Annotated in this window: 20 protein-coding genes; 14 read left to right on the top strand and 6 right to left on the bottom strand. The window is 69.5% G+C overall.

Translation table 11 applies throughout. The features are described 5' to 3' along the window. The first annotated feature begins 228 nt into the window (after positions 1 to 228). The gene (locus ACZ7SW_RS12715) at positions 229 to 774 is read left to right on the top strand and encodes a cysteine dioxygenase (RefSeq protein WP_470230545.1); all 546 of its coding nucleotides are present in this window, start codon (positions 229 to 231) and stop codon (positions 772 to 774) included. After that, positions 771 to 1166, top strand: coding sequence for a rhodanese-like domain-containing protein (locus ACZ7SW_RS12710; protein WP_470230544.1), 396 nt, complete (start codon positions 771 to 773; stop codon positions 1164 to 1166). The genes ACZ7SW_RS12715 and ACZ7SW_RS12710 overlap by 4 nt, the downstream gene beginning before the upstream one ends. An 88-nt stretch (positions 1167 to 1254) precedes the next feature. Here the strand turns inward: ACZ7SW_RS12710 and glgP are convergent, their stop codons facing one another. Beyond that, complete coding sequence (glgP, locus tag ACZ7SW_RS12705) at positions 1255 to 3798, bottom strand: alpha-glucan family phosphorylase (RefSeq protein WP_470230543.1); 2544 nt, start codon at positions 3796 to 3798, stop codon at positions 1255 to 1257. A gap of 128 nt (positions 3799 to 3926) precedes the next feature. On the opposite strand from glgP, the gene ACZ7SW_RS12700 reads away from it, so the two are divergent. Further along, the gene (locus ACZ7SW_RS12700; RefSeq protein WP_470230542.1) at positions 3927 to 5369 is read left to right on the top strand and encodes a neutral zinc metallopeptidase; all 1443 of its coding nucleotides are present in this window, start codon (positions 3927 to 3929) and stop codon (positions 5367 to 5369) included. Positions 5370 to 5429: 60 nt separating this feature from the next. Here the strand turns inward: ACZ7SW_RS12700 and ACZ7SW_RS12695 are convergent, their stop codons facing one another. Next, positions 5430 to 6350, bottom strand: coding sequence for a tetratricopeptide repeat protein (locus tag ACZ7SW_RS12695; protein WP_470230541.1), 921 nt, complete (start codon positions 6348 to 6350; stop codon positions 5430 to 5432). A gap of 155 nt (positions 6351 to 6505) precedes the next feature. On the opposite strand from ACZ7SW_RS12695, the gene ACZ7SW_RS12690 reads away from it, so the two are divergent. Next, positions 6506 to 6913 carry a hypothetical protein gene (locus ACZ7SW_RS12690; RefSeq protein ID WP_470230540.1) on the top strand — a complete coding sequence of 136 codons (408 nt, stop codon included), beginning with the start codon at positions 6506 to 6508 and terminating at the stop codon, positions 6911 to 6913. Between the two features lie 31 nt (positions 6914 to 6944). Here ACZ7SW_RS12690 and ACZ7SW_RS12685 read toward each other — a convergent pair whose 3' ends face one another. Further along, on the bottom strand, positions 6945 to 7250 hold the full coding sequence (locus tag ACZ7SW_RS12685) for a thiamine-binding protein (protein WP_470230539.1): 306 nt from the start codon (positions 7248 to 7250) through the stop codon (positions 6945 to 6947). Between the two features lie 71 nt (positions 7251 to 7321). Between ACZ7SW_RS12685 and ACZ7SW_RS12680 the strand changes: the two genes are divergently transcribed. Then, entirely contained in the window at positions 7322 to 7822 is a 501-nt protein-coding gene (locus ACZ7SW_RS12680; protein WP_370939727.1) for a MarR family winged helix-turn-helix transcriptional regulator, read from the top strand. A gap of 55 nt (positions 7823 to 7877) precedes the next feature. On the opposite strand, the gene ACZ7SW_RS12675 is transcribed toward ACZ7SW_RS12680, so the two are convergent. The 3 genes from ACZ7SW_RS12675 to ACZ7SW_RS12665 all read right to left on the bottom strand — a co-directional run bounded on the left by ACZ7SW_RS12675 (position 7878) and on the right by ACZ7SW_RS12665 (position 14269). Then, on the bottom strand, positions 7878 to 8246 hold the full coding sequence (locus ACZ7SW_RS12675) for a DUF3817 domain-containing protein (protein ID WP_470230538.1): 369 nt from the start codon (positions 8244 to 8246) through the stop codon (positions 7878 to 7880). 314 nt (positions 8247 to 8560) lie between these two features. Next, a complete protein-coding gene (locus ACZ7SW_RS12670) occupies positions 8561 to 10948 on the bottom strand; it encodes a GH92 family glycosyl hydrolase (protein WP_470230537.1) in 2388 nt (795 codons plus the stop codon). A 75-nt stretch (positions 10949 to 11023) separates the two neighbouring features. Continuing rightward, entirely contained in the window at positions 11024 to 14269 is a 3246-nt protein-coding gene (locus ACZ7SW_RS12665) for a GH92 family glycosyl hydrolase (protein ID WP_470230536.1), read from the bottom strand. A gap of 317 nt (positions 14270 to 14586) precedes the next feature. Here ACZ7SW_RS12665 and ACZ7SW_RS12660 point away from each other — a divergent pair, with 317 nt between their 5' ends. The 9 genes from ACZ7SW_RS12660 (at position 14587) to ACZ7SW_RS12620 (ending at position 23523) form a co-directional block, all read left to right on the top strand. Continuing rightward, entirely contained in the window at positions 14587 to 15570 is a 984-nt protein-coding gene (locus tag ACZ7SW_RS12660; RefSeq protein WP_470230535.1) for a LacI family DNA-binding transcriptional regulator, read from the top strand. Then, a complete protein-coding gene (locus ACZ7SW_RS12655; RefSeq protein ID WP_470230534.1) occupies positions 15567 to 16604 on the top strand; it encodes a class I mannose-6-phosphate isomerase in 1038 nt (345 codons plus the stop codon). The genes ACZ7SW_RS12660 and ACZ7SW_RS12655 overlap by 4 nt, the downstream gene beginning before the upstream one ends. A gap of 5 nt (positions 16605 to 16609) precedes the next feature. Then, positions 16610 to 17374 (top strand): ATP-binding cassette domain-containing protein, encoded by a 765-nt coding sequence (locus ACZ7SW_RS12650; RefSeq protein ID WP_470230533.1) that lies wholly within the window; start codon positions 16610 to 16612, stop codon positions 17372 to 17374. Further along, entirely contained in the window at positions 17371 to 18414 is a 1044-nt protein-coding gene (locus ACZ7SW_RS12645; RefSeq protein ID WP_470230532.1) for an ABC transporter permease, read from the top strand. The genes ACZ7SW_RS12650 and ACZ7SW_RS12645 overlap by 4 nt, the downstream gene beginning before the upstream one ends. 31 nt (positions 18415 to 18445) lie before the next feature. After that, entirely contained in the window at positions 18446 to 19447 is a 1002-nt protein-coding gene (locus tag ACZ7SW_RS12640) for an ABC transporter substrate-binding protein (RefSeq protein WP_470230531.1), read from the top strand. A gap of 101 nt (positions 19448 to 19548) precedes the next feature. After that, positions 19549 to 20598, top strand: a complete 1050-nt coding sequence (locus ACZ7SW_RS12635) for a sensor histidine kinase (RefSeq protein ID WP_470230530.1) — start codon at positions 19549 to 19551, stop codon at positions 20596 to 20598. Further along, complete coding sequence (locus ACZ7SW_RS12630; RefSeq protein ID WP_470230529.1) at positions 20595 to 21350, top strand: LytR/AlgR family response regulator transcription factor; 756 nt, start codon at positions 20595 to 20597, stop codon at positions 21348 to 21350. Before ACZ7SW_RS12635 ends, ACZ7SW_RS12630 begins: the two co-directional genes overlap by 4 nt. Further along, a complete protein-coding gene (locus tag ACZ7SW_RS12625; protein WP_067583425.1) occupies positions 21347 to 21697 on the top strand; it encodes a DUF485 domain-containing protein in 351 nt (116 codons plus the stop codon). The genes ACZ7SW_RS12630 and ACZ7SW_RS12625 overlap by 4 nt, the downstream gene beginning before the upstream one ends. A 113-nt stretch (positions 21698 to 21810) precedes the next feature. Next, positions 21811 to 23523 carry a sodium/solute symporter gene (locus ACZ7SW_RS12620; RefSeq protein WP_470230528.1) on the top strand — a complete coding sequence of 571 codons (1713 nt, stop codon included), beginning with the start codon at positions 21811 to 21813 and terminating at the stop codon, positions 23521 to 23523. The last annotated feature ends 1 nt before the right edge of the window (position 23524 follow it).

The raw sequence follows: 23524 nt of genomic DNA, 5'->3' as shown, positions 1-23524 counted from the left end.
CGCGCGGGGTGTCCAGCGGATGGGACGAGGGGCCGTGCCGGCGGCGCTGTGGCAGCATCCACGGCATGGTCAGGTCCGCGCGCCCCGTGTTCTGGCGCCGTCGCGCGATCGACCTTCTCCTGGTGGCTTCCAGCGGGTGTAGCCGGGCGCGGCACGCACGCTGAGCCTCGCCGGCGTGCCGCGTCGCTTCGCGTCCGGCACCATCCGAGCTGATTCCAGGAGCCTCCGTTGACCACGTCCATCGTCCGTCCGGAAGTCGAAATCCACCCCCAGCTGGCCGATCCGCTGCTGCCCGAACTGCTGCACCCGTCGCGGCTGCTGTGGACGCCGCGCGAACTGGCCGACCTGACCCGCACGGTCACCACCGAACTGACCACCAGCCTGCGCGACGTCCTGCGCTTCGACGAGGACCGGCGCTGGTGGGCCCGCCTCGCGCTCACCGACGGCGTCGAGCTGTGGCTGCTGTCGTGGCTGCCCGGACAGCACACGAAGCCGCACGACCACGGCGGCGCGTCCGGTTCGTTCACCGTGCTGCAGGGCGAACTCGGCGAGGAGTACCGCTACCCCGGCGGCCCGGTGCGCCGCCGCACGCACACCGCCGGGCAGGGCATCGGCTTCGGTGCCGGGCGCGCGCACCAGGTGCTCGGCGTCGGCGACGAACCGGCGGCCAGCGTGCACGCCTACTCGCCGCCGCTGGTGCCGACCCGTGAATACACGAGCCTCGCGGACGTGCCTAACGAGATCCCGCCGCTGCCTGCCATTGTGCGGTCATGACCGCTATCGAGGGTTTTCTCGCCGGCGCCCGGTCCTCGCTGGACCGGGCGGATCCGGCGCGTGCCGCCGACCTGCAGGCCGACGGCGCGCTGATCGTCGACATCCGGCCGTACGCCAACCGGCTCGCCGAGGGCGAGATCCCCGGGTCGGTGGTGGTCGAGCGGATCCACCTGGAGTGGCGGCTGGCCCCGGACAGCGAGTGGCGGCTGCCGGGGGTTTCGGCGGAGACCGTCGCGGTGGTGGTGTGCAACGAGGGGTACGCGTCGAGCCTGGCGGCGGCGGATTTGCAGCGGCTGGGGCTGGTGCGAGCGACGGATCTCGCGGGCGGGTTCCGGGCTTGGGCGGCGGCTGGGTTTCCGGTGCGGGAGGGCGGGTCGCCCGCGGTCCCGTGAGCCGAAGCGCGAAGGTCCGTGAGGGGAACCCTGAGGGAATCTGATTCCCTCAGGGTGGCCTTCACGGACCTTCGCGGGAACGGGAGCGTCAGGCGAGCACGACGTGCGCCAGCTCCGCCGGGCTGGCCAGCAGCGGGTGCTTCGGCAGCACCCGCACCGTGTAGCCGACCGAGCCCGCGCGCGGCAGGCGCAGGGTCGCGGCGAACGCGCCGATTCCGTCCGGCGTCATCGGGACCTGCACCGAGTCCGCGAGTTCGTCCCCGTCGCCGACCTGGCCCACCACGGCTTGGATGTCCACTTCGGACGGTTCCAGCCCGGCGAGGTCGATCCGGGCGCGGATGGTGACCTCGGCGCCCACCACGAGCCGTCCGGTGTGGTCGTACTGGAGTTCGGCGTCGAAGATCCGCACACGCGGCCAGGCGACTTCCAGTTTGGTCCGGTAATCCGCCAGTGAAAGCGCGCCCTGGTGGCTGTTGGCGGTCGCGGCGGTGACCATCCGCGACGCGGGCAGGTAGCCGGAGTCCACGTACTCGCGCACCATGCGCGACGCCTGCACGCGCGGGCCCAGCGTTTCCAAGGTGTGCCAGACCATCGCGAGCCAGCCGGTCGGCACGCCGTCTTCGCCGGTGTCGTAGTAGAGCGGCGCGATCTGCTGGCCCAGCAGGTCATACAGCGCGGCGGCTTCGAGATCGTCGCGGCGGAGCGGGTCGGTGACGCCGTCCGCGGTGGGGATGGCCCAGCCGTTGGAGCCGTCGTAGCACTCGTCCCACCAACCGTCCTTGATGGACAGGTTCAGGCCGCCGTTGAGCGCCGACTTCATCCCGGACGTGCCGCACGCCTCCAGCGTCCGCACCGGGTTGTTCAGCCACACGTCGCAGCCGCGGTAGAGGTAGCGCGCCATCGACATGTCGTAGTCCGGCAGGAACACGATGCGGTGCCGGACCGCGGGATCGTCGACGAAGCGCACGATCTGCTGGATCAGCTGCTTGCCGTTCTCGTCGGCGGGATGCGATTTGCCGCCGATCACGATCTGGATCGGCCGCTTCTCGTCCAGCAGCAGCGCCCGCAGCCGGTCCGGGTCGCGCAGCATCAGCGTGAGCCGTTTGTACGTCGGGACGCGGCGGGCGAAGCCGACGGTCAGCACGTCCGGGTCGAAAACGCGATCGGTCCAGCCGAGTTCCAGCGCGGACGCGCCGCGCTGCATCCACGCCGCCCGCACCCGCCGCCGGACCTCGCCGACAAGCTTCCCCCGCAGTTCCCGGCGCAGTTCCCACAGCTGCTGGTCGCTGACGCCGTCGCGCAGCGAACTGTCCGGCGTGCGGCCCTCGTGGCCGAACTCCTCGTGGTTGCCGCCGAGCAGCGCGCTCAGCTCGCGCGCCACCCAGGTCGGCCCGTGCACGCCGTTGGTGATGGACGCGATCGGCACCTCGGCGTCGTCGAAACCGGGCCACAGCCGGGAAAACATCCGGCGCGTGACGCGGCCGTGCAGTTCGGAGACGCCGTTCGCGCGCTGCGCGAGCCGCAATCCCATGTGCGCCATGTTGAACAGGCCGGGATTGTCCTCCGCGCCGAGCTGCAGCACGCGGCGCACGTCGACGTCCGGGACGAGCCTGCCGTCGGAGAAATAGCGCTGCACCAGGTCGACCGGGAAGCGGTCGATGCCCGCGCTGACCGGCGTGTGCGTGGTGAACACGGTGCCGGCGCGGACCGCGGGCAGCGCCTCGTCGAAGGCGAGCCCGTCGGACTGGATGATCTCGCGGGCGCGCTCCAGGCCGAGGAATCCGGCGTGGCCCTCGTTGGTGTGGAACACCTTCGGCTGCGGATGCCCGGTCAGCTCGCAGAACTTCCGCACCGCGCGGAACCCGCCGATGCCGGCCAGGATCTCCTGGCGGATCCGGTGGTCGGCGTCGCCGCCGTAGAGCCGGTCGGTGACCGGGCGGAGGTCCTCGTCGTTGGCCTCGATGTCGGTGTCGAGCAGCAGCAGCGGAATCCGGCCGACGCGGGCCCGCCACATCTGCGCGCGCAGGTCGCGCCCGCCCGGCATGGCGACCTCGACCAGCACCGGGCGGCCGCCCTCGGTGACCAGCTCCAGCGGGAACGCGTTCGGGTCGATCACCGGGTAGTGCTCGACCTGCCAGCCGTCGAGCGACAGGCCCTGGCGGAAGTAGCCGGACCGGTAGAGCAGGCCGACGCCGACCATCGGCACGCCGAGGTCCGAGGCCGCCTTGAGGTGGTCGCCGGCGAGCACGCCGAGGCCGCCGGAGTAGTTCGGCAGCGCCTCGGTGACCCCGAACTCCATCGAGAAGTACGCGACCGCTTCCGGCAGGCCGTCGTCGGTGCGCCGCTGGTACCAGCGCGGTTCGGTGAGGTAGCGGTCCAGCCCGGCCGCGGCCTCGCGGGTCCGGTTCAGGAAGTCCTCGTCCTTCGCCAGCTCCTCGAGCCGCTCCGGCGGCAGCGCGGTGAGCATGCGCAGCGGGTCGCGGATCTTGTTGAACAGCTCGGCGTCCATCGAGGCGAACAGGTCGCGGGTCGGCGGATGCCAGGTCCAGCGAAGGTTGGTCGCGAGGGCGCCGAGCCCGGCGAGCGGCTCGGGCAGGCTGGCGCGGACGGTGAACCGGCGGACTGCACGCATGGTCAGCGACGATATCCGGCCCGCTTCGCGCGCGCTCGCGCCCCACTTCGGGGATTGTCCGCGCATTGCGCCATCCGGGTCAGTAATGTCCCGGTTCGTTGTCGGACGCGGAAGTGGAACGAGGGAACATGAGCCGAGGGGGACGCCGGTACGCGCTGGTCGCGCTGGTCGCGGCGACCGTGCTGGGGACAGCCGCGTGCGGGGACAAGGCTCCTGCGGCGACGCCGGGCGCCGGGAACGTCGCCGGGCTGCCGGTCACGCACTTCGAGAGCGGGCTGCGGTCGGACGCGCCTAGGCCGGACCTTCCGGTGCGCAACGCCAGCGGCGGCGAGGACGACCAGCTCGCCACCGCCGCGATCGCGGACGTGCAGGCCTACTGGAGCGAGGCACTGCCCGCCGAGTTCGGCGGCAAGCGGTTCGAGCCGGTCAAATCGCTGCTGTCGTACGACTCGAAGCGCGACACCCAGAACACCGCGTGCGGCAGCGTCAAGCAGCTGGTGAACGCGTTCTACTGCGCGGGCGACGATTCGGTGGCGTGGGACCGCGGCGTGCTGCTGCCGATGCTGCGCAAGCGGTTCGGTCCGATGTCGGTGGTGACCGTGCTCGCGCACGAGTTCGGCCACGCGATCCAGTACCGGCTCGGGGCCGCGGCGGGGATTTCGAAGTCGACGCCGACGGTCGTGAAGGAACAGCAGGCGGACTGTTTCGCCGGCGGCTATTTCCGCTGGGTCGCCGAGGACAAGAGCAAGTTCTACCGGGTGTCGACCGCCGAGGGGCTGGACCAGATCCTGGCGGCGATGTTCTTCATCCGCGACCAGGCCGGGACCAGCGCGACCGATCGGCAGGCGCACGGCACGGCGTTCGACCGGACGTACGCGTTCCAGGCCGGGTTCGAGAAGGGCCCGAAGGAATGCGCGGGGATGAACGCGCAGAACGTGCAGAAGCGGTTGACGGAGCGGCCGTTCGACTCGGGCGACAAGGGAAAGGGCGACGCGAAACTCGCCGAGACGACCCTGTCGGACCTCAAGGCCAGCCTTGACGAGGCGTTCAAGGGCGCGGGCGTGCAGGGGCCGCAGTTCCGGGCCGGGCCGGGCAGCTGCCCCGGCGGGCCGAGCACTCCGCCCGCGTCTTATTGCCCGAACGACAACACGGTGAACTTCGATCAGCGGGCGCTGGAGAAGCTGGCCGAGCCGGTGGACCAGGAAGCCGAGATGGCGGGCAAGGCCGGCGGCGGGCTTGGCGACTTCGCCGCCTTCGCCGAGCTGGCGTCGCGGTACGCGGTGGGGATTCAGAAGGGCGTGGGGGCGTCGATCGACACGCCTAACGCCGGGTTGCGGACTGCTTGTCTGGTGGGGGCCTGGGCGGCGTTCTCGAACCATCCGACCGGCGGGGTGCAGCTGCGGCTGTCGTCCGGGGATCTGGACGAGGCGATCGCGGATCTGCTCCGGCCGGACGGGCTGGTGTCGGCGAATGTGAACGGGGAGCGGCCGGACAGCGGGTTCGACCGGGTCGAGGCGCTGCGGCGCGGGTATCTCGAGGGGTCGTCTTCCTGCTCCAAGCAATACCCCTGAGCCGGGAACGGAGAAGGGCCGCACCGGAGCGTTCCGGTGCGGCCCTTCTCGTTCGTCAGCTCAGAAGAGGGCGCTCGCCAGGTCCCGGCGAGCCTTGGCGACGCGCTCGTCGGCCGGGTCGAAGAGTTCGAACAGGGCGACCAGGTGTTCGCGGACGCGGTCGCGGTCGTCGCCCGCGGTGCGGCGGACGACGTCGACCAGGCGGCGGAACGCGCCTTCCACGTCCTGTTCCGCGATGTCCAGGTCGGCGGCCGCCAGTTGGGCGTCGAGGTCCTTCGGGTCGGCTTCGGCCTTCTCGCGGGCGCTCGGGTCGGCCGCTTCGGCGCGGGCGGTGAACTTGACCTGCGCCAGGGCGTTCTTCGCCAGCTCGTTGGCCGGTTCGGCGTCCAGGATGCGCTCGTACGCGGCCTGTGCGGCGGCGTAGTCGCCCTGCTCGAAGGCTTCCTCGGCCTCGGTGAAGCGCGGGTCCTCCGGCTCCTCAACGGGGCCGCGGGCCTCCTCGGCGGCGCGGATGCCCGGGAGACGGTCGCGCAGGGCGTCGAGCAGGGAGCCGAGCCACTTGCGGATCTCCGGCTCCGGCAGCGCGCCGGAGAAGGCGTCCACGGGCTGGCCGCCGGCGATCGCGACCACGGTCGGGACCGATTGCGCGCCGAACGCCTGCGCGACGCGCGGGTTCGCCTCGACGTCGACCTTCGCGAGCACCCAGGCGCCGCCGCTCTCGCCGGCCAGCCGCTCCAGCACCGCGGTCAGCTGCTGGCACTGCTCGGAGAACCCGGCCCACAGGTCGACGACCACGAGCTGGTTGAGCGAGAGTTCGACGACGGACTGGAAGGTCGCCTCGGTGACTTCGAGCACCGCGTCCGAAGACGGGGCTGGGGCGCCGTCCGGCTGCCCAGCGCTCGACGGCGGCTGGTTCCGGGTCGCTTCCGCCCTTGCCTTGAGCGCGGACAGGTCGACCGCGCCGGACAACGCGGCGGACATGGCCGCTGAGTTCGCTGCAGATCCGCGTGGGTGTGTCACGCCCTCCATCCTGGCACGCCTCGCCGCGAGAGTTCAGCAGCAGTCCCGAGGTTCGCTTTTGGCATGCGCACTCCCCTGAGGCATGCTCTCCGCGAGGACAACTAGGAGGCCCGAGGATGCTGAGCCGGCGCAACGCCACGGTGGCCGCCGCCGTCGTGGTCGCGGTGGCGTGGATCGCCAGCATCACGGTGACCGTCGCGCACCAGGACCCGCCCGGGGCGGCGTCCCCGCCGGAACTGCGCACGGAACTCGCTGCCGCACTGAGCGGGCGGGACGCCGACGCGCTCGCCGGGCTCTTCGACGTCCCCGGTTCGGGCGGGGGCGAGCTCGCCAAGGACTACGTCGGCGTCCTCAAGGACGGCAACGCGCGCGACATTTCCGTGCAGCTCTCGCCGGACGAGCACTCCCCCACCGCGGCCGTCGTGCGCGGGAAGACCGGGGCGGGCGAGCAGTTCAGCTACCGGCTCGCGGTGACCAGCGCCAAGGGACGCTGGACGGTCGCGTTCACGCCGCCGATTCCCTAGCCGGGTCGGCCCGGGTCGTCCCGCCCTCGGCTCAGTCCTCGCGCAGGTGCGCTTCGACCCGCTCGACCTTCGCGGTCAGCTGCCCGGAGTCGTAGCCGGGGCGGATGTCGGCCTTCAGCACCAGCCCGACGCGCGCCGAGCCCTCGCCCGCGGCTTCCACCGCCTTCTTCACCACGGCCATGACCGAGTCCCAGTCGCCTTCGATCTCGGTGAACATGGAACTGGTCGAGTTCGGCAGCCCCGATTCGCGCACCACCTTCACCGCGCGCGAGACGGCCTCGCTCACTCCGCCGTCCGGATCCCCCGCCGAGGGGCTCACGCTGAACGCGACGATCATGCCGGATTCCTTTCCCTGTTCTCGCAGGGCGACCCCCACGACCGGGGTACCCGCTGGTAGCTTCGGTTGCCATGAACCGTCCGCTGCCGTTCGATCCGATCGCCCGTGCCGCGCAGCTGTGGGAAGACCGGATCGGCCCGGCCGGAACCATGGCCGCGGTCACCGGTGTGATGCGGGTGCAGCAGATCATCCAGTCGGCGGTCGACGGCGCTCTGAAGCCGCACGGCCTCACCTTCGCCCGCTACGAGGCGCTCGTGCTGCTCACCTTCTCCCGCAACGCGCGGCTGCCGATGCGGGTGATGGGCGAACGGCTGCAGCTGCATCCCACCAGCGTCACCAACATAGTGGACCGGCTCGAGCGCGACGGGCTCGTGAAGCGCGTGCCGCATCCGACCGACCGGCGCACCACGCTCGTCGAGATCACCGACGACGGCCGCGCGCTGCGGGAAACCGCCACCGCCGCGGTGACCGGCATCGATTTCGGGCTCACCGGGCTCACCGAGCGGCAGGTGGAGCAGCTGACCGAACTGCTCACCAAGGTCCGCAAATCGGCGGGCGATTTCACCTCGTAACGCACGAAGGGCCCGCCCGGCACGAGGTCGGACGGGCCCTTCGGAAAGCGGAAGATCAGACGCCGACCGGCTCCTGCGCGCGGACAAAGAGCCCGACGCCGCCGTGGGTCAGCCGCTGCGGGCCGTCGAGCTTGCCGTTGCGCAGCGCCCACTTCTCGAACAGCCAGGTGAACAGCGGCGGAATGCTCGCGAGCAGTGCCAGCACCAGGGTCTTGCCCCGCCAGCCCAGCGGCTTCGCCACGGACAGGGAGGTGATCACGTACAGGGCGAAGACGACGCCGTGCACCATGCCGAGGACGGGCACGCCGCCCTCGTTAGACGCGCCGACGACGTACTTGAGAAACATCCCGATCAGCAAGCCGAGCCAGGACAGGGCCTCGGCGACTGCGGCCACGCGGAACACGAGAGCGGCCTTGCTGGACACGACATCCTCCTGTGCGTCACCTGGTGCGTGCTGACTGCACACACAAAAACACGTCCGACACGACTGTCCAAGGCGGACGGAAACCGCCTGGCGTCAACAGCGCTGTCGAACGGGTATGAGACCAGTGTGAGGCGTGATCGGCCTCACCGGAACACCGGGGCCCGTGACTCTGGTCACGAGCAACCGCGGCATTGGTCTGCACCAATTCCGGACGGGAGGCGGGAACGGGCGGGAAATGCCCGGTTAACGGGAAAGGCCGTCTCCGGATCCCAAGATCCGGGAGGCGGCCTTCACTCAACGTCCCGCGGCGATCACTAACCGGCACAAGGAGAAGGCGGCGCGGAGGAGCGTGACGTTCCCCACGTGGCCTTGGGCGCGTCGCCGGTCAGCGAGAAGTCCAGTGTGGACCCGCGGCGCAGTTGTTCGAGGCTGACGAACGTTTTGTCCGACGCCGTTCCGTTGACGCGCAGCCCGGAGACGTACTGCAGCTGCGCCCCGTTCGCGCCGCGCGCGTCGATGGTGAAGTCGCGGCCGTTCGGCAGGTGCAGCACGGACTTGGCGAACCGCGGCGCGTTGAGCACGAAATTGCCGGTGCCCGGGACGGCCGGGTAGAGGCCGAGCGCGCTGAAGACGTACCAGGCGGACATGGTGCCGAGGTCGTCGTTTCCGGTGACGCCGTTGGGGGCGTTCGTGAACAGCGTGTGCGCGGCCCGCACTACACCGGAGGTCTTCCACGGCTGCCCGGTGAGCGTGTACATCCACGGCGAGTGCAGATCGGGCTCGTTGTTGGGGTTGTAGCGGAACTGCTTGTAGTAGTCGTACGGGCCGACGACCCATTTCTCGTGCGCGGTCTTCGCCGGGTCCTTCACAAGGTCGTCGTAGGCGAAGAAGTCGTCGAGCCGCTTGCCGGCGTTGGCCGCGCCGCCCATCTTCGCGACCAGGCCGGGCACGTCCTGCTGCACCAGCCACTGGTACTGCCACGCCGTGCCCTCATGGAAGCCGTCCTGGCCTTGCGGGCTGTACGGGCCGTCCGCCGGGGTGTACCAGCTGCCGCCGGTCACCTTCGGGCGGAAGTAGCCGGTGAAGCCGCGGTCGGTCACGGACGGATCCCAGAGTGTCTCGTAGGTTCGGCCCTTGGCTGCCAGTTGCTTCGCCTCTTGCTCGCGGCCGAGCGCGGAGGCCATCACCGAGAGGGAACAGTCGGCGAGGGCGTATTCGAGGGTCGCGGACGCACCGTGGGCCGGGTCGGTGTCCTGGCCCTTTTTCGGGAAGTTCGGGTCGTATTGGACGAATCCGTCGGCCTGGTAGCTCGCGTTGCCGGAGCGGCCTTGGAACGGTGACGACGCTGGCGGGGTCTCACGGGAGTTCTGCAGCAATGCTTGGTAGGCGTGCATTTCATCGCCGCTCAACGCACCGAAGCGCCACAGGTCGACCAGGAACGGCGTGACTGGGTCGCCGGTCATGGTGTTCGTTTCCTGGCTCGCGTACACCCAGCGCGGCAGCCAGCCGCCTTGGTCGTGGATGGCGAGGATGCTCTTCGCCACATCCCGTGCCCGGTCCGGTTTCAGCAGGGCCAGCAACTGGTTCTGCGAGCGGTAGGTGTCCCAGAGGGAGAAGAAGTCGTAGTACGTCCAGCCGATCGCGCGGTGGATCTTCTTGTCGAAGCCGTAGTACCGGCCGTCGGCGTCGTTCGCGGTCAGCGGCTGCAGGAAGGCGTGGTAGAGCGAGGTGTAGAAGACCGTGCGGTCGTCCGGGGTGCCGCCAGTGATGTCCACACTGGACAGTTCACGGCGCCATTCGCGCTGGACGTCTTTCTTCACGGCATCGAACGGGCGGACTCGCGACGCGGCGAGGTTTGTGTCCGCGCCGCGAGCGTCCACTTGGGAAATCGACGTGGTGGCAGTGACTTGGCCGCCCCTCGGGAACGTCAGCCACGCGCCGCGAAGACCCGCACCGCCTTGCGCCGAGCGGCTGCCGGGCGTGCCGCCGTCCGGCGACCAGGTGCCGTAGGAAGAGAACGGCTGGTCGAATTTCGTGGTGAAGTAAGTGGTGTAGGGCTTGCCGCCGCAGAAGGCTTGCGATTCGACAGTGCCCGCGATGGTGTGGTCATCGACGATCCGGACACTGCTTCCGCTGACCGGTTCCTTCGCGTTAGCCTGTCCGACATTCACGAAAACGTTGGCCGGGCCGGATTTCGCGAACGAGTACCGTTCGACGCCGCTGCGGGTGCTGGCGGTGGTTTCGACGTCGATACCGCCGTAGCCGGTGAGATGCACCTTGTAGTAGCCGGGTTTGCCGACTTCGCCTTCATGCGTGTACGGCGCGGCGTACTTGGCTTGGTCGAAGGTCGCTGGCTTGCCGGTGTCGAACGCCGCGCCTGGGCCGATGTCTCCGGTGGTGGGCAGCATGGACACCAGGCCACCCTGTTCCCAGCATCCCGCGCCGGACAGGAAGAAATGGCCGAAGCCGCGGATCGCGGTGTCGGTGTAAAGATATCCCGCGTAGTGCGTGGTGATCGGGCTGGACTGGACCATGCCGAACGGCGCGGACGCACCGGGGAAGGTGTTGCCCTCGTCCTGCGTGCCGATGAACGTGTTCACCGCGTCCAGCGGATCGGCCGGACGCGCTTGTGCCGCGACCGGCGTAAGCGCGGCCGCAGTAACAGCGAGCGCCATCGCACTCGCCAAAACCCTGCTCCTCATGAGACTCCTCTGGGAAAAGTCCGTGAGGGGAACCCTGAGGGAATCTGATTCCCTCAGGGTTCCCCTCTCGGAAGATCAGCCCGCGGCGATGGCGAACACGTGCAGGGAGCCGCCGCTGACGCCGCTCGGCAGCGTCACGCTCGCGACGGTTTTGCCCGCGTCCAGCGTGATCGGCGCGGTGGCGAACACCATCGTGCGGATCTGCTGCGGGTCGCCGCCCGCGGAGTTGCGGTACGGGGTGGACAGGACGATCCGGTTGCCGAACGCCGGCTGCGCTCCGCCGCCGCCCAGGGTCCAGTCGGAGAATCCGACGGCGGCGGTGGACTTGCTGCCGTCGGTGTAGGTGACGGTGAGCGTGCCCTGCGCGTTGCCGTTGCTGGCGGAGCCGAGCAGCGCGAGCCGTCCCGAACCGGACAGGTTGATCGTCTGGCCCGCGGCGACGACGTTGTCCGGGTCGCCGGCCGGGTACGACGGCCAGGTGAAGTTCAGCCCGTCGCTCGACACCGTGCCGCCGGGCTTGGCGCCGGCCTTGGCCAGCGCGTCCGCCGAGTAGCTCCAGCCGCCGCCGTCGAAGTTGCCCGCCGCCGAGTTCGCGTCCGGCGAGAGACCGGTGTTGTCCACTGTGGCCAGCCAGCTGTTCGGCTTCGCCACCAGGACGGTCAGCACCGCCTGCACGTCCGCGAGGCCCGGCGAGGAGAACGTGACCGGGATCCGGCGCGGACCGTCGGAAGTGCCCGCCGGAACGCTCACGGTGACCTGAGCGTGGCCCTTTCCGGCCGCCGGGACCTGGACGGAACCGGTCGCGGGCGACAGCGTGATGCCGTCGGCGCTACCCGCCGAGTAAGTCCAGGTCTTCGCGGTGCCGGACAGATCCTGCACGCCCACCGAAGCGGTCGAGGTCGTGCCAGCGGGCACCACCGCGCGTGCTGGGTCCACAAAGGACAGGCTCGGCTTCTCCTGCTCACGGAACGACGGCGGCGCGTCGGTGGCCGCAGAGCCCCACGACGTAGCAGTCGCCGACCGCGTGAAGTCCAGCTTGCCGCCCTGCGAGATCAGGCCTTCGGACAGCCACGCCTTGCTGGCCGCGCTGCCGTTCACCTTCAGGCCGCTGGTGTATTCGCCGGTGCCGGGAGCGTTGACGGTGATCTTCTTGCCCGCACCGGTGGTCACCTCGGCGTGCGCGAATCGCGGTGTGGTCAGCACGGTTTCGGCGCGGCCCGGGATCTCCGGGTAGACGCCGAGCGCGGACCAGACGTACCAGGACGACATCTGCCCGAGGTCGTCGTTGCCGATCAAGCCCTCCGGACGCGGGTTGTACAGCTCGTCCATCGCCCGGCGCACGATGTTCTGCGTCTTCGCCGGGGCACCCGCGAACGAGTACACGTAGGGCGCGTTCGAGTTCGGCTCGTTGCCCAGGAACGCATACGGCTCATGGGTTCCGGCGTTCAGCTTCGTGAAGAAAGTGTCCAAACGCGACTGGGTGGCGGTGGTGCCGCCGAACGCGGTCACGAGACCGGCGAGGTCGTACGGGACCATCCAGTCGTACTGCGCGCCGTTGCCCTCGACCCAGCCCTGCGAGCTGGCCGGGTCGTAGTTTCCGGAGAACGAGCCGTCCGCGTTGCGCGGCTGCAGGTGTCCGCTGCCCGGGTTGTAGAGGTTCTGCCAGTTCTGCGCACGCTTCATGAACGTGGCGTAGGTGGCCCCGTCGCCGAGCCGCTTGGCGAACTGGGCGATGGCGAAGTCCGCGCTCGTGTACTCCAGCGTGTCCGCCGCCGCGCCGGGCACGTAGCCGAGCCGCTGGTAGTCCTGCAGGCCCGGGCGTTCGGTGTAGCCCTGCGTCGGCTGCGTCGCGCCCTTGATCATGAGCAGCAACGCTTTCTGCGCGTCGAAGTCACGCGCGCCGAACGCGTAGGCGCCGGAAACGATGATGTGGTAAGGATCCCCGTTCATCACGCCGGTGTAGTCGTTTGCGACCGTCCAGCGGTCCCACGAACCGCCCTGTTCGGCGAACGCCATCATCGAGCGCACGAGGTCCGAAGTCTGCTTCGGGGCGATCGTCGCCAGCAGCGGGACCTCGGAGCGGTAGATGTCCCAGCCGGAGATGTTGGTGTAGGTCGCGTGACCGCGTTCGGCCTGGTGGATCCGGCCGTCGAAACCCGGGTAGCGACCGTCCACATCGGAGAAGACGTTCGGCTGGATCAGCGAGTGGTACAGCGAGGTGTAGAACGTCGTGGTGTCGGCGTCGCTGCCGCCGCTGACCTGGATCTTGCCGAGCTGGTCGTTCCACGTCTTCCGCGCGGACGCGGCCACCTCGTCGAACGACTTCTTGCCGTTGTTCTCCGCCTTCAGGTTCGCCTTCGCCCCGTCTACGGACACAAAGGACAGTCCGACCTGGACGTTGACCTGCGCGCCGTTGAGGTTCGGGAACGTCACGTAACCGCCGCTGCCCGGCCCGCTCACCGTCGTGTCCTGCGGTTTCGCCGCCGCCGGACGCGCCATCGAGGAGCCGATGCCGTTGGGCTGCGCGACCTTCGCCTTCGCGCCGCCGGTTTCGGCGGTCTTGCCCGGCGTCACCGCGCCGTTCTTCCACGTCCCGCTCGCCTCGAACGGGGTATCGAACTTCGCCGAGAAGTAGACCCGGTACGAGTTCTTCGCGCCGCAGAACCGGCCGCTGGTCGCCCAGCCGCTGATGGTGTCCTTGCCGATGCTGATCGACGCGTCGTCGGTGCCGTTGACCGAGCCGGAAGTGTTGACCAGCAACGTGGACGCCGCGCCCGCCGGGTAGGTGAACCGCCCGGAACCGGTGCGCTGCGTCGCGCTCAGCTCGACTTTCGCGCCGTTGTCGAGGGCGACGTCGTAAGCACCGGCGGTCGCGTGCTCGTTCTGATGCGAGAACGTCGAGGTGTAGTGGCCCGGATCGGTCGCGGGCGACGTGCTGATCTCGCCGACGTAGGGCATGAACGGCAGGTCCTGATACGTGGTGCAGCCCGCGCCGGAAAGGTGCGTGAGGCTGAACCCGGTGATCGTGTTGTCGTCGTAGAAATAGCCGCCCGGCTGGGATTTCTTCGTGTCCAGGCTCCACTGCACCATCCCGAACGGCGCCACCGCGCCGGGGAAGGTGTTGCCCGCGCCGCCGCCGGTGCCGTGGTCCGCGCCGCCGGGCCGGGTGCCGACGAACGGGTTCACCCATTTCGCCAGGTCGGTGGTCTTCGCGGGGTCGGCCAGTGCGGGGGCGGCGGGGACCACGCAGGCCCCGGCCGCCACGACCGCGGATGTCAGGAAGATCAGTCCGGCTCTCCAGCGCGCTCGCGCCATCGCCATCGCCTCTCCAGTTCCTCCGGCGCGAACTGCGTCACCAGCCGTCGAGGCATCGATGACAACCTTGTCGCGCACCGTCGATGCGGGCTACCTTCGGCAATGGCTCACCGGATCGTCAAGACCGCGGTGGGAGCCTGTCCGATTCAAGACAACGATGTCCACCATCCGCACCAGCGGATTCGTCGAAGCGGGCAGCGCGGACCGGGCGCCATTGACAGCGAGCGGCCGGATGGTGTCCAATCCCCCGCATTATGACAACGTTGTCTCACTCGGGCCGGGACGCGGACGGACTCCCCCGCCCCGCCAGCAGGCGGGCCACGATGAGCGATGTGGCCCGGCTGGCCGGCGTCAGCATCAAAACGGTGTCGCGGGTCGTCAACGACGAGCCCGCGGTGCATCCGGACACCGCCGAGCGCGTGGTGGCCGCGATCGAACAGCTGGGGTTCCGGCGGAACCTCGGCGCGCGAAACCTGCGCCGCGGCTCGACCACCGGCACCATCGGCCTGGTCGTCGAGGACGTCGGCAACCCCTTCTACTCCGAGCTGAACCGCGCGGTGGAACGGATCGCGACGTCGTTCGGCAGACACGTGCTGACCGGGTCGTCCGGCGAGAACTCCGACCGCGAGCGCGAGCTGTCGCTGGAGTTCTGCGCGCGGCGCGTGGACGGGCTGCTGATCGTTCCCGCCGGGCTGCAGCACGGGTATCTCGTGCCGGAAATGCGCGCGGGCACGCCGGTCGTGTTCCTCGACCGCCCGGCAGGCGACATCGTGGCCGACACCGTGCTCGTGGACAACCTCGGCGGCACCATCGAGGCGGTCGGCCACCTCGTGCGGCACGGCCACCGCCGGATCGCGTTCCTCGGCGACAGCCCGGACATCTTCACCGCCGCCGAACGGCTCCGCGGCTTCCGCGAAGGCTGTGTGCGCAACGGGATCTCCTACGACGAGAGCCTCGTGGCGATGCAGACCCCGACGCCGGAAACGGTCGGCCACGCCGTGCGCAAGCTGATCGGCGGGCCGAATCCGGCCACCGCCGTGATCGCGGGAAACAACCGGGTCGCGGTGCATTTGCTGCGCGCGCTCGCGCACTCCGAGCACCGGCCCGCGCTGGTGAGCTTCGACGATTTCGAGCTGGCGGACCTGCTCGACCCGCCGGTCACCGTGATCGCCCACGACGTCAGCGCCCTCGGGCACGCAGCGGCCGAGCTGCTGTTCGCCCGCATCCAGGGAGATCAGTCCGCCCCGAGAAAGGTAGTTCTGCCCGTGCACCTAGTCGCCCGCGGTTCCGGTGAGGCCGCCCTGTGACCAAGCACCTCGAGCCCGTCGCGCTCCCGGCCAACCAGCCGCCGCAGTTCTACCGGGGCGGCGACGCCATCGCCGCCCTGCGCGGCGCCACCGGCACCGACTCGAAATTCGGTCCGGAGGACTGGGTCGGTTCCGTCACCACCATGTACGGCCAGGAAACCAACGGTCTCACCAAGCTGCCCAGCGGGATCTGGCTGCGCGACGCGGTCGGCGGCGACCCGGACGCGTGGCTGGGCGCGGCGCACGTCGCCAAGCTCGGCGACTCGACCGGCCTGCTGGTGAAGCTGCTCGACGCCGGACAGCGGCTGCCGGTGCACTTCCACCCGTCGGATTCCTTCGCCCGCAAGCACTTCGACTCGCATTTCGGCAAGACCGAGGCGTGGATCGTGGTCGGCACCTACGGCGACGACCCGCGCGTGTACCCCGGTTTCCGGGAGACGCTGAGCAAGGAAACCGTCGCCGAATGGACCCGCGAGCAGGACGCGCCGAGCATGCTGGGAGCGCTCAACAGCATCCCGGTGCGAGCAGGCGACACGGTCTACATCCCGGCCGGGCTTCCGCACGCGATCGGCGAGGGCGTGTTCGTGGTCGAACTGCAGCAGCCGACGGACTTCTCGCTGACCCTGGAGTGGCGTGATTTCCTTGCCTCGCCGGAAAAGGGTCACCTCGGGATCGGCTTCGACACCGCGATCGAAACGCTCGACACCTCCGGCTGGGACGACGACCGGCTCAAGACGATCGTGAAGCACACCTCCGGCGACGAAGCGACCACAGTGGACTTGCTCGCGCCGGGCTCGGCGGAGTTCTTCCGCGCCGATCGCATCCAGTTGTCCGGCAACACTTTCTCCCTCGACCCGTCGTTCAGCGTGCTCGTCGCGCTCGGCGGAGAGGGCACCCTGCGCACCGAAAACGGCGGCGAGTTCCCGGTGGCCAAGGGCGACACCTACGCGGTGCCGTTCGCCGCGGGCCAGACCGAGCTGTCCGGTTCGCTCACCGTCATCCGCTGCCGCCCGCCCGCCCCGGAAAGGAGTTAGCGCCGATGAGCGAGATCCTGCTCGACGCGGTGGACCTGACCAAGCACTACGGATCGGTGGAAGCGTTGCGCGGCGCGTCTTTCCAGGCGCGCGCGGGCGAGGTGACCGCATTGATCGGCGACAACGGCGCGGGCAAGTCCACGCTCGTGAAGTGCCTGTCCGGGGCCGAACAGCCGACGTCGGGCCGGATCCTGCTCGACGGCGCGGAAGTCCACCTCGATTCTCCGGTGGCCGCGCGCCGGGCCGGGATCGAGACGGTGTACCAAGATCTCGCCGTCGCGCCGGACCTCGATCCGGCGGCGAATCTCTTCCTGGGCCGGGAAATCCCGCGCAAGGGTCTCCTGGGCAAGCTCGGCATGCTCGACAAGGCGGAGATGCGCCGCCAGGCGGTGGCTGAGTTCGAGAAGCTCGGCGTGACACTGCAGAGCACCGAGGTGTCGATCGGCTCGTTGTCCGGCGGGCAGCGGCAAAGCGTCGCGGTGGCGCGGTCGGTGGCGTGGGCGTCGAAGGTCGTGTTCATGGACGAACCGACCGCGGCGCTGGGCGTGCGGCAGCGCGGACGCGTGCTGGACGTGATCAAGAAAGTCCGGGACAAGGGCATCGCGGTAGTCCTGATCAGCCACAACATGCCCGAGGTGCTGTCGGTCTCGGACCGGATCGAGGTGCTGCTGCAGGGCAGGCGTGTCGCCCGGTTCGCCGGGGCGGACACGAAACTCGAGGACCTGGTCGCGGCGATGACCGGCGCGCTGGTCCAGGAGGAGGCGGCATGAGCGCGCCGGCTAAGGACCTTAAGACCACTGTGGACGGTGAGTTCATCAAGCCCCCGCTGGGGAAACGGCTCGTCGGGGCCAATACGTTCTGGATCGCACTGGTGCTGGTCGCGCTGATCGCGGTGTTCACCGCCATCGCCCCGGCCGAGTTCGCGAACGTCTTCACCTTCCAGACGCTGCTCATCGAAACCTCCGTGCTGCTGGTGCTTTCGGTCGGCATGACGTTCGTGATCATCACCTCCGGCATCGACCTGTCCGTCGGATCGGTGCTGATCTTCGCCGGGATGGTCGCGGGCAAGACCATGGAAGCGCTCAGCGGCGGCGACGCGTCGCACGCCGGCTGGGGCGTGATCACCGCCGGACTGGTCGCGGCGGTGCTCGCGGGAACGGTCTGGGGCCTGATCAACGGGTTCCTCGTCGCGGTGGCGGGCATTCCCCCGCTGATCGTCACGCTCGGCACCATGGGCGCCGCGCTCGGCGTGTCGCTCCTGCTCAACAGCGGGTCGGACGTGCGCAGCGTGCCCACCGAACTGAACAAGACCCTCGGCTACGGCACGCTGTTCGGCGGGATCCCGAACCTCGTGCTGGTGGCCGTGGTGATCACGCTGATCGGCGCGTGGCTGCTGCACACCACGCGGTTCGGCCGCTACACGTTCGCCGTCGGCTCGAACGCCGAGGCGGCGCGCCGGTCGGGCATCGGCGTGACCGCGCATCTGCTGAAGGTGTACCTGCTCACCGGTTTCCTCGCCGGGATCGCGGGTTTCATGTCGCTGGCCTATTACGCGTCGACCACGGTCTCGGCGCACACCAACGACAATCTCAACTCCATCTCCGCGACGGTGATGGGCGGCACGAGCCTCTTCGGCGGCGTCGGCTCGATGCTGGGCACGGTGATCGGGGTGTTCATCCCGGCGGTGCTGCGGAAGGGCTTCAACATCACGCACGTGCAGGACTACTGGCAGTACATCGCGGTCGGCGCGGTCCTGATCGCGGCGGTGTGGTTCGACCAGCGCAACCGCCGCAAACGCAACTCCCGCTGAATCGGTCCCCGAGTACAAAGAGGTGCTTACGATGAAATTCAGCAAAACCGTCCTCGCCGCCGGGACGCTCGCGTCCGCGGCGATGCTGGTGGCCGCGTGCGGCGCCGGGCAGGTGGGGCAGAGCGGGTCCGGGGACAAGCCCGGCGGCAACTCGGCGAACAGCAAGAAACTCGCGCTGGTGCCGGGGGTGCAGGCGGAACCGTTCTACATCTCGATGCAGTGCGGCGCGCAGGAGGAAGCGAACAAGCTCGGCTACGAGCTGACCACGCAGGCGCCGCAGAAGTTCGACGCGGCCATGCAAACCTCGATCGTCAACGCGATGGGCTCCAACCCGCCCGCCGCGCTGCTCATCGCCCCGACCGACGACCAGGCGATGCTCGCGCCGATCCAGCAGGTCAAGAACCGCGGCGCGAAGATCGTCGAGGTCGACACTTCGCTCAAGGACAAGAGCGTCGCGGTGTCGTCGGTTTCCTCGGACAACGCCGAGGGCGGCAAGCTGGCCGCGCAGACCATGGCGAAGCTCGTCGGCGACAAGCCGGGTTCGGTGCTGATCCTCGACACCATCGCGGGCACCTCCACCACCGCCGCCCGCGCGAAGGGCTTCGAGGACGAGCTGAAGAACCACCCGAACCTCAAGTCGGTGGGCATCCAGTTCACCCAGAACGAGCCGGAGCAGGCCGCGTCGAAGGTGACCGCGGCGCTGGTCTCGACGCCGGACCTCGTCGGCATCTTCGCCACCAACCTCAACACCGGAGAGGGCGCGGCGACCGGTCTGCGCAACGCGGGCAAGATCGGCAAGGTCAACCTGGTCGGCTTCGACGCCAGCCCGTCCGAAGTGGACGGTCTGAAGAAGGGCGAGTACCAGGCGCTCATCGCGCAGGACCCGGCGCAGATCGGCACCAAGGGCGTCGACCAGGCCGTCGCCGCGCTCGAGGGCAAGCCGAACGAGCGCGACCTGACCGCGCAGCTGCACTCGATCACCAAGGACGACCTGGACGCGAATGCGAAGTACTTCTACAAGCAGAAGTGCTAGCCTCGGGCTTCGAGGCGAAGGGGACTTTCCGCACGGAAAGTCCCCTTCGCCGTCTTCCGGGCTAGTATCTACTCCCCCAGGTATCCGAGGGGAGGCCGTCGATGACCGAGAGTGCCCGGCTGCCGTGGCGCTCCCGCCCGGCCGCTGTCGGTGTGCTCGGCGCGGCGCGGAAAATCGCCGACGACCTCAAGGACGGCCTGTCCGGAGTCCGCGCCCGACGCGCCGCACACGGTCTGCGACGGCTTTTCGACGTGGCCGGACTGGGGCTGGCCGATCTGTCCGGCACTTTGATGTGGTCCGGCCGCCCCGGCGCCGACTCCGCGGTGTCTCAAGTCTTGGACGACGTGCTGCATCGAGAGGAGCCGATCACTGCGGGCGGCGTGACGGCGGTTCCGTTGCATGTCCACGATGAACTGGCGGGTGCGGTGCTGCTGGTCGGCGAGGTACCCGGTGCGGTGACCAGGCAGGCGAGGGACCTCGTGGTGCAGGCGTTGGAACGGGGTCGGCTCGAAGCTTCGGCGGACCAGGCAGCGCAAGCCGAACTCCGGGCGCTGCGCGCGGAGATGTCGCCGCATTTCGTCTACAACGCACTCACCGTCATCGCGTCGTTCGTCCGGTCGGAACCGGACCGCGCCCGTGATCTGATGCTCGATTTCGCCGACTACACCCGTTACAGCCTCTCGCGGCACGGCGAGTACACCGTCGTCGCCGAGGAGTTCCGCGCGGTGGAGACGTATCTCGCGCTGCAGCGGGCGGTGCTGGGCGAAAGACTGAAGGTGCAGGTGCGCGTCGCGCCGGAAGTGCTTGCGGTGGCGGTGCCGTACCTGGTACTCGAACCCCTCGTGGAAAACGCGATCCGGCACGGCATCGAGCCGCGGTCGGGCACCGGGCTCGTCCAGGTGCACGGACAGGCGGAAGGGAACGACTGCGTGATCAGCGTCGAGGACGACGGGGTCGGCATGGAGCCCGAGCGCGCCGCCGCCATCCTCGCGGGCAGCGGCGACGGCACCGGGCTCGGAATGGCCAATGTGGACAGACGATTGCGCACCGTCTACGGGGCCTGGTACGGGCTGACGGTGGAAACAGCGGTCGGCGAAGGCACCCGGGTCGTCCTGCGAGTGCCGCGGTTCCAGCCGGGGGTGCTGCCGTGAGCGGGCTGCGGGTGCTGGCGGTCGACGATCTCGCGCCGGCCTTGGACGAGCTGTGCCGGATGCTGCGCGAAGCACCGGAAGTCGGCGAGGTCGTCGGCGCGAGCGATGCGCTGAAAGCGCTGAAACTGTTGCAGGCAGACCATTTCGACGCGGTCTTCCTCGACATTTCCATGCCCGGTTTGGACGGTCTGGAACTCGCGACGCTGCTGGCGAAACTGTCCGAGCCGCCGGTGATCGTGTTCGTCACCGCGCACGATGGACACGCAGTGGCCGCGTACGGCATCGGCGCGGTGGACTATCTGCTGAAGCCAGTGCGCACGGAACGGCTGGCCGCCGCGCTGGGGAAGGTGACCCGCCTCGTGCCGAGTGGCCGGCGTAGGTCCTCTCCGGACGCGATGGCCGCGCTGCCAGTCGATTCCGGTGGCCGCACCCGTTACGTCCGCCGCGACGATGTGCTCTTCGCCGAAGCCAACGGCGATTACGTCCGCCTGCACACGCGCGGCGGCGTGCATCCGGTGCGGATGCCGATCTCGCGGCTCGAAGAGTATTGGGAAGGCACTGGATTCACCCGGGTGCATCGCGGATTCCTGCTCGCGGTGAGTGCGGTGCTGGAACTGCGCAGCGACACGACGGGCGGGTTGCTGGCGCACACCGAGGCTGGCGATGTTCCGGTGAGCCGACGGCACGCGCGGGATCTTCGGGACCGGTTGCTGGAGGCGGCGCAGCGCGGACAACTCGGGAGCGCCCGGTGAGCCGCACCAAACGCGTCGCTGTCACCAGTCCGCAGACGAGGCTCGCCCGGTCGCGGCGGCTCGAACGCGGCCGGTGGCGGATGCCCCGCCTGCGCGCGCCGGAAGCGGAACGCGCGGCCGTGCTGTACCGGATCCAACGCCGTCGCGGAATCCCCGCACTGGTGGCGATGTTCGTGCTGGTGCTGGGTTTGCCGGTGCTGTTCTCGCTCGCCCCGTCGCTCGACAGCGTGCGGTTGTGGGGAATTCCGCTGTCCTGGCTGCTGATCGCGGTCCTGCCGTACCCGGTGCTGGCCGGGCTCTCGTGGTGGCAGCTGCGCCGCGCGGAGAAGATCGAGGACGATCGGTGAGCCGAGCGCCCGAGAGGTCCGTGAGGGGAACCCTGAGGGAATCTGATTCCCTCAGGGTTCCCCTCACGGACCTTCGCGTCGCCTCCCGGGGCCGGGCGAGCGGGGGCGGATAGGTGGACATCGCGCTAGCGGTAGCCCCGGTCGTCCTCGTCACGCTGCTCATCGGCGTGCGCGGGGTCGCCGCCATGCGCACGACGTCCGATTTCCTCGTGGCATCACGGCGAATCTCCCCCTTCGTGAACTCCGCCGCGGTCTCCGGCGAATACCTGTCCGCGGCGTCGTTCCTCGGCGTCGCCGGGCTGATGGTGAAGGACGGCGTCGGCGCGCTCTGGTATCCGGTCGGCTTCACCGCGGGGTACGTGGCGATGCTGGTGCTCGTCGCCGCGCCCATGCGGCGGTCCGGCGCGCTCACCGTCCCCGACTTCGCCGAAGCGCGCCTCGCCTCCCCCGCGCTGCGCCGTCTCGCCGCGGTTGTGGTGCTGGTGATCGGGACCATCTATGTAGTCCCCCAATTCCGCACGGCCGGGTTGGTGCTCACCGCGGTCGGCGGAACTCCGTACTGGGTCGGCGTGGTCATCGCGGGCACCGCGGTCAGCGTCACGCTCGCGCTCGGCGGCATGCGCGCGGCGACGTACGTCCAGGCGTTCCAGTTCTTCCTGAAACTCGTGCTGTTCCTCGTTCCCGCACTATGGCTGGTGCTCCACATCAGCACCGACACCCGCGACGCGAGCCTCACGCCGGTGGAGTTCACCCGTTTCTCGCACGCCACCCCGGTGCAGTTCGACCACGACGTCACCCTCACCCTCCGCGAACCCACCGCCATCGAGAACCGCGGCACCGTCCCGCCCGGACAACTGGTGGTGCACAAGGGAGAACAGCTCACCTTCGCCGCCGACGCGCAGGTTCCCGGCGTCAGCGGAGAGGTCGCGCTCGGCGGGCCGGACTGGCAGCGTCCGCTGCTGGAAATCGACAAGGGATACCCGCTGCTCGGCACGTGGGCGGTCCTCATCGCGACCGTCCTCGGCACGATGGGCCTGCCACACGTCCTGATGCGCTTCCACACCAGCCCGGACGGCCGCGCCGCGCGCCGCACCGCCGCGATCACCGTGGCGCTGCTCGGAGTCTTCTACCTCTTCCCCGGCCTCTATGGCGTGCTCGGCCGGGTTCTCGTGCCACAGCTTTATCTGTCCGGCAACACCGACACCGTGGTCGTCGCGCTGCCCTCGCAGGTCGATCACAGCTGGGCCGGGCAACTGTTCACCGCGTTGCTCACCGCGGGCGCGTTCGCCGCGTTTCTGGCCACGTCACTGGGTTTGCTGCTGGTGATGTCCGGTGCGATCGCTTACGACCTGATGCCCGGCGGCCTGCGTCGCCTGCGGGTGACGGTCGTGTTCGCCGCGATCGCGATGGTGCTGTTCGCGCTGCCGTCCGCCCGGCTCGACGCCGGAGTGCTCGTGACATGGGGGTTCACCGTCGCCGCGTCCACGTTCTGCCCGCTGCTCGTGCTCGGCATCTGGTGGCAGCGGCTCACCGCGGCGGGCGCGATCGCGGGCGTGCTCACCGGATTGGCGGCCTCGTCCGGGTCAATCCTGTTCGCGCTGGCCGGACCGCCGATGCATGGTTGGGTGGCGATCTTGGTCTCGCAACCGGCACCCTGGTCGGTACCGCTCGCGTTCGGCGTGATGATCACGGTGTCACTGCGCGGGCGCCCACCGTCCTGGGCGGGTGCCGCGATGTTACGGCTGCATCTCGACGAGCGCCCTTCGTCCATGCCCGGTGACCGTTCGTCAACCGTTCGTCGTGCGGCGAGGCGTTTGAGCCGCTGAC

This window comes from Amycolatopsis sp. NPDC114484 (genome assembly GCF_055633755.1).
Note: the sequence above shows the minus strand (reverse complement) of the source record. Positions and strands in the feature narration are given on the sequence as shown.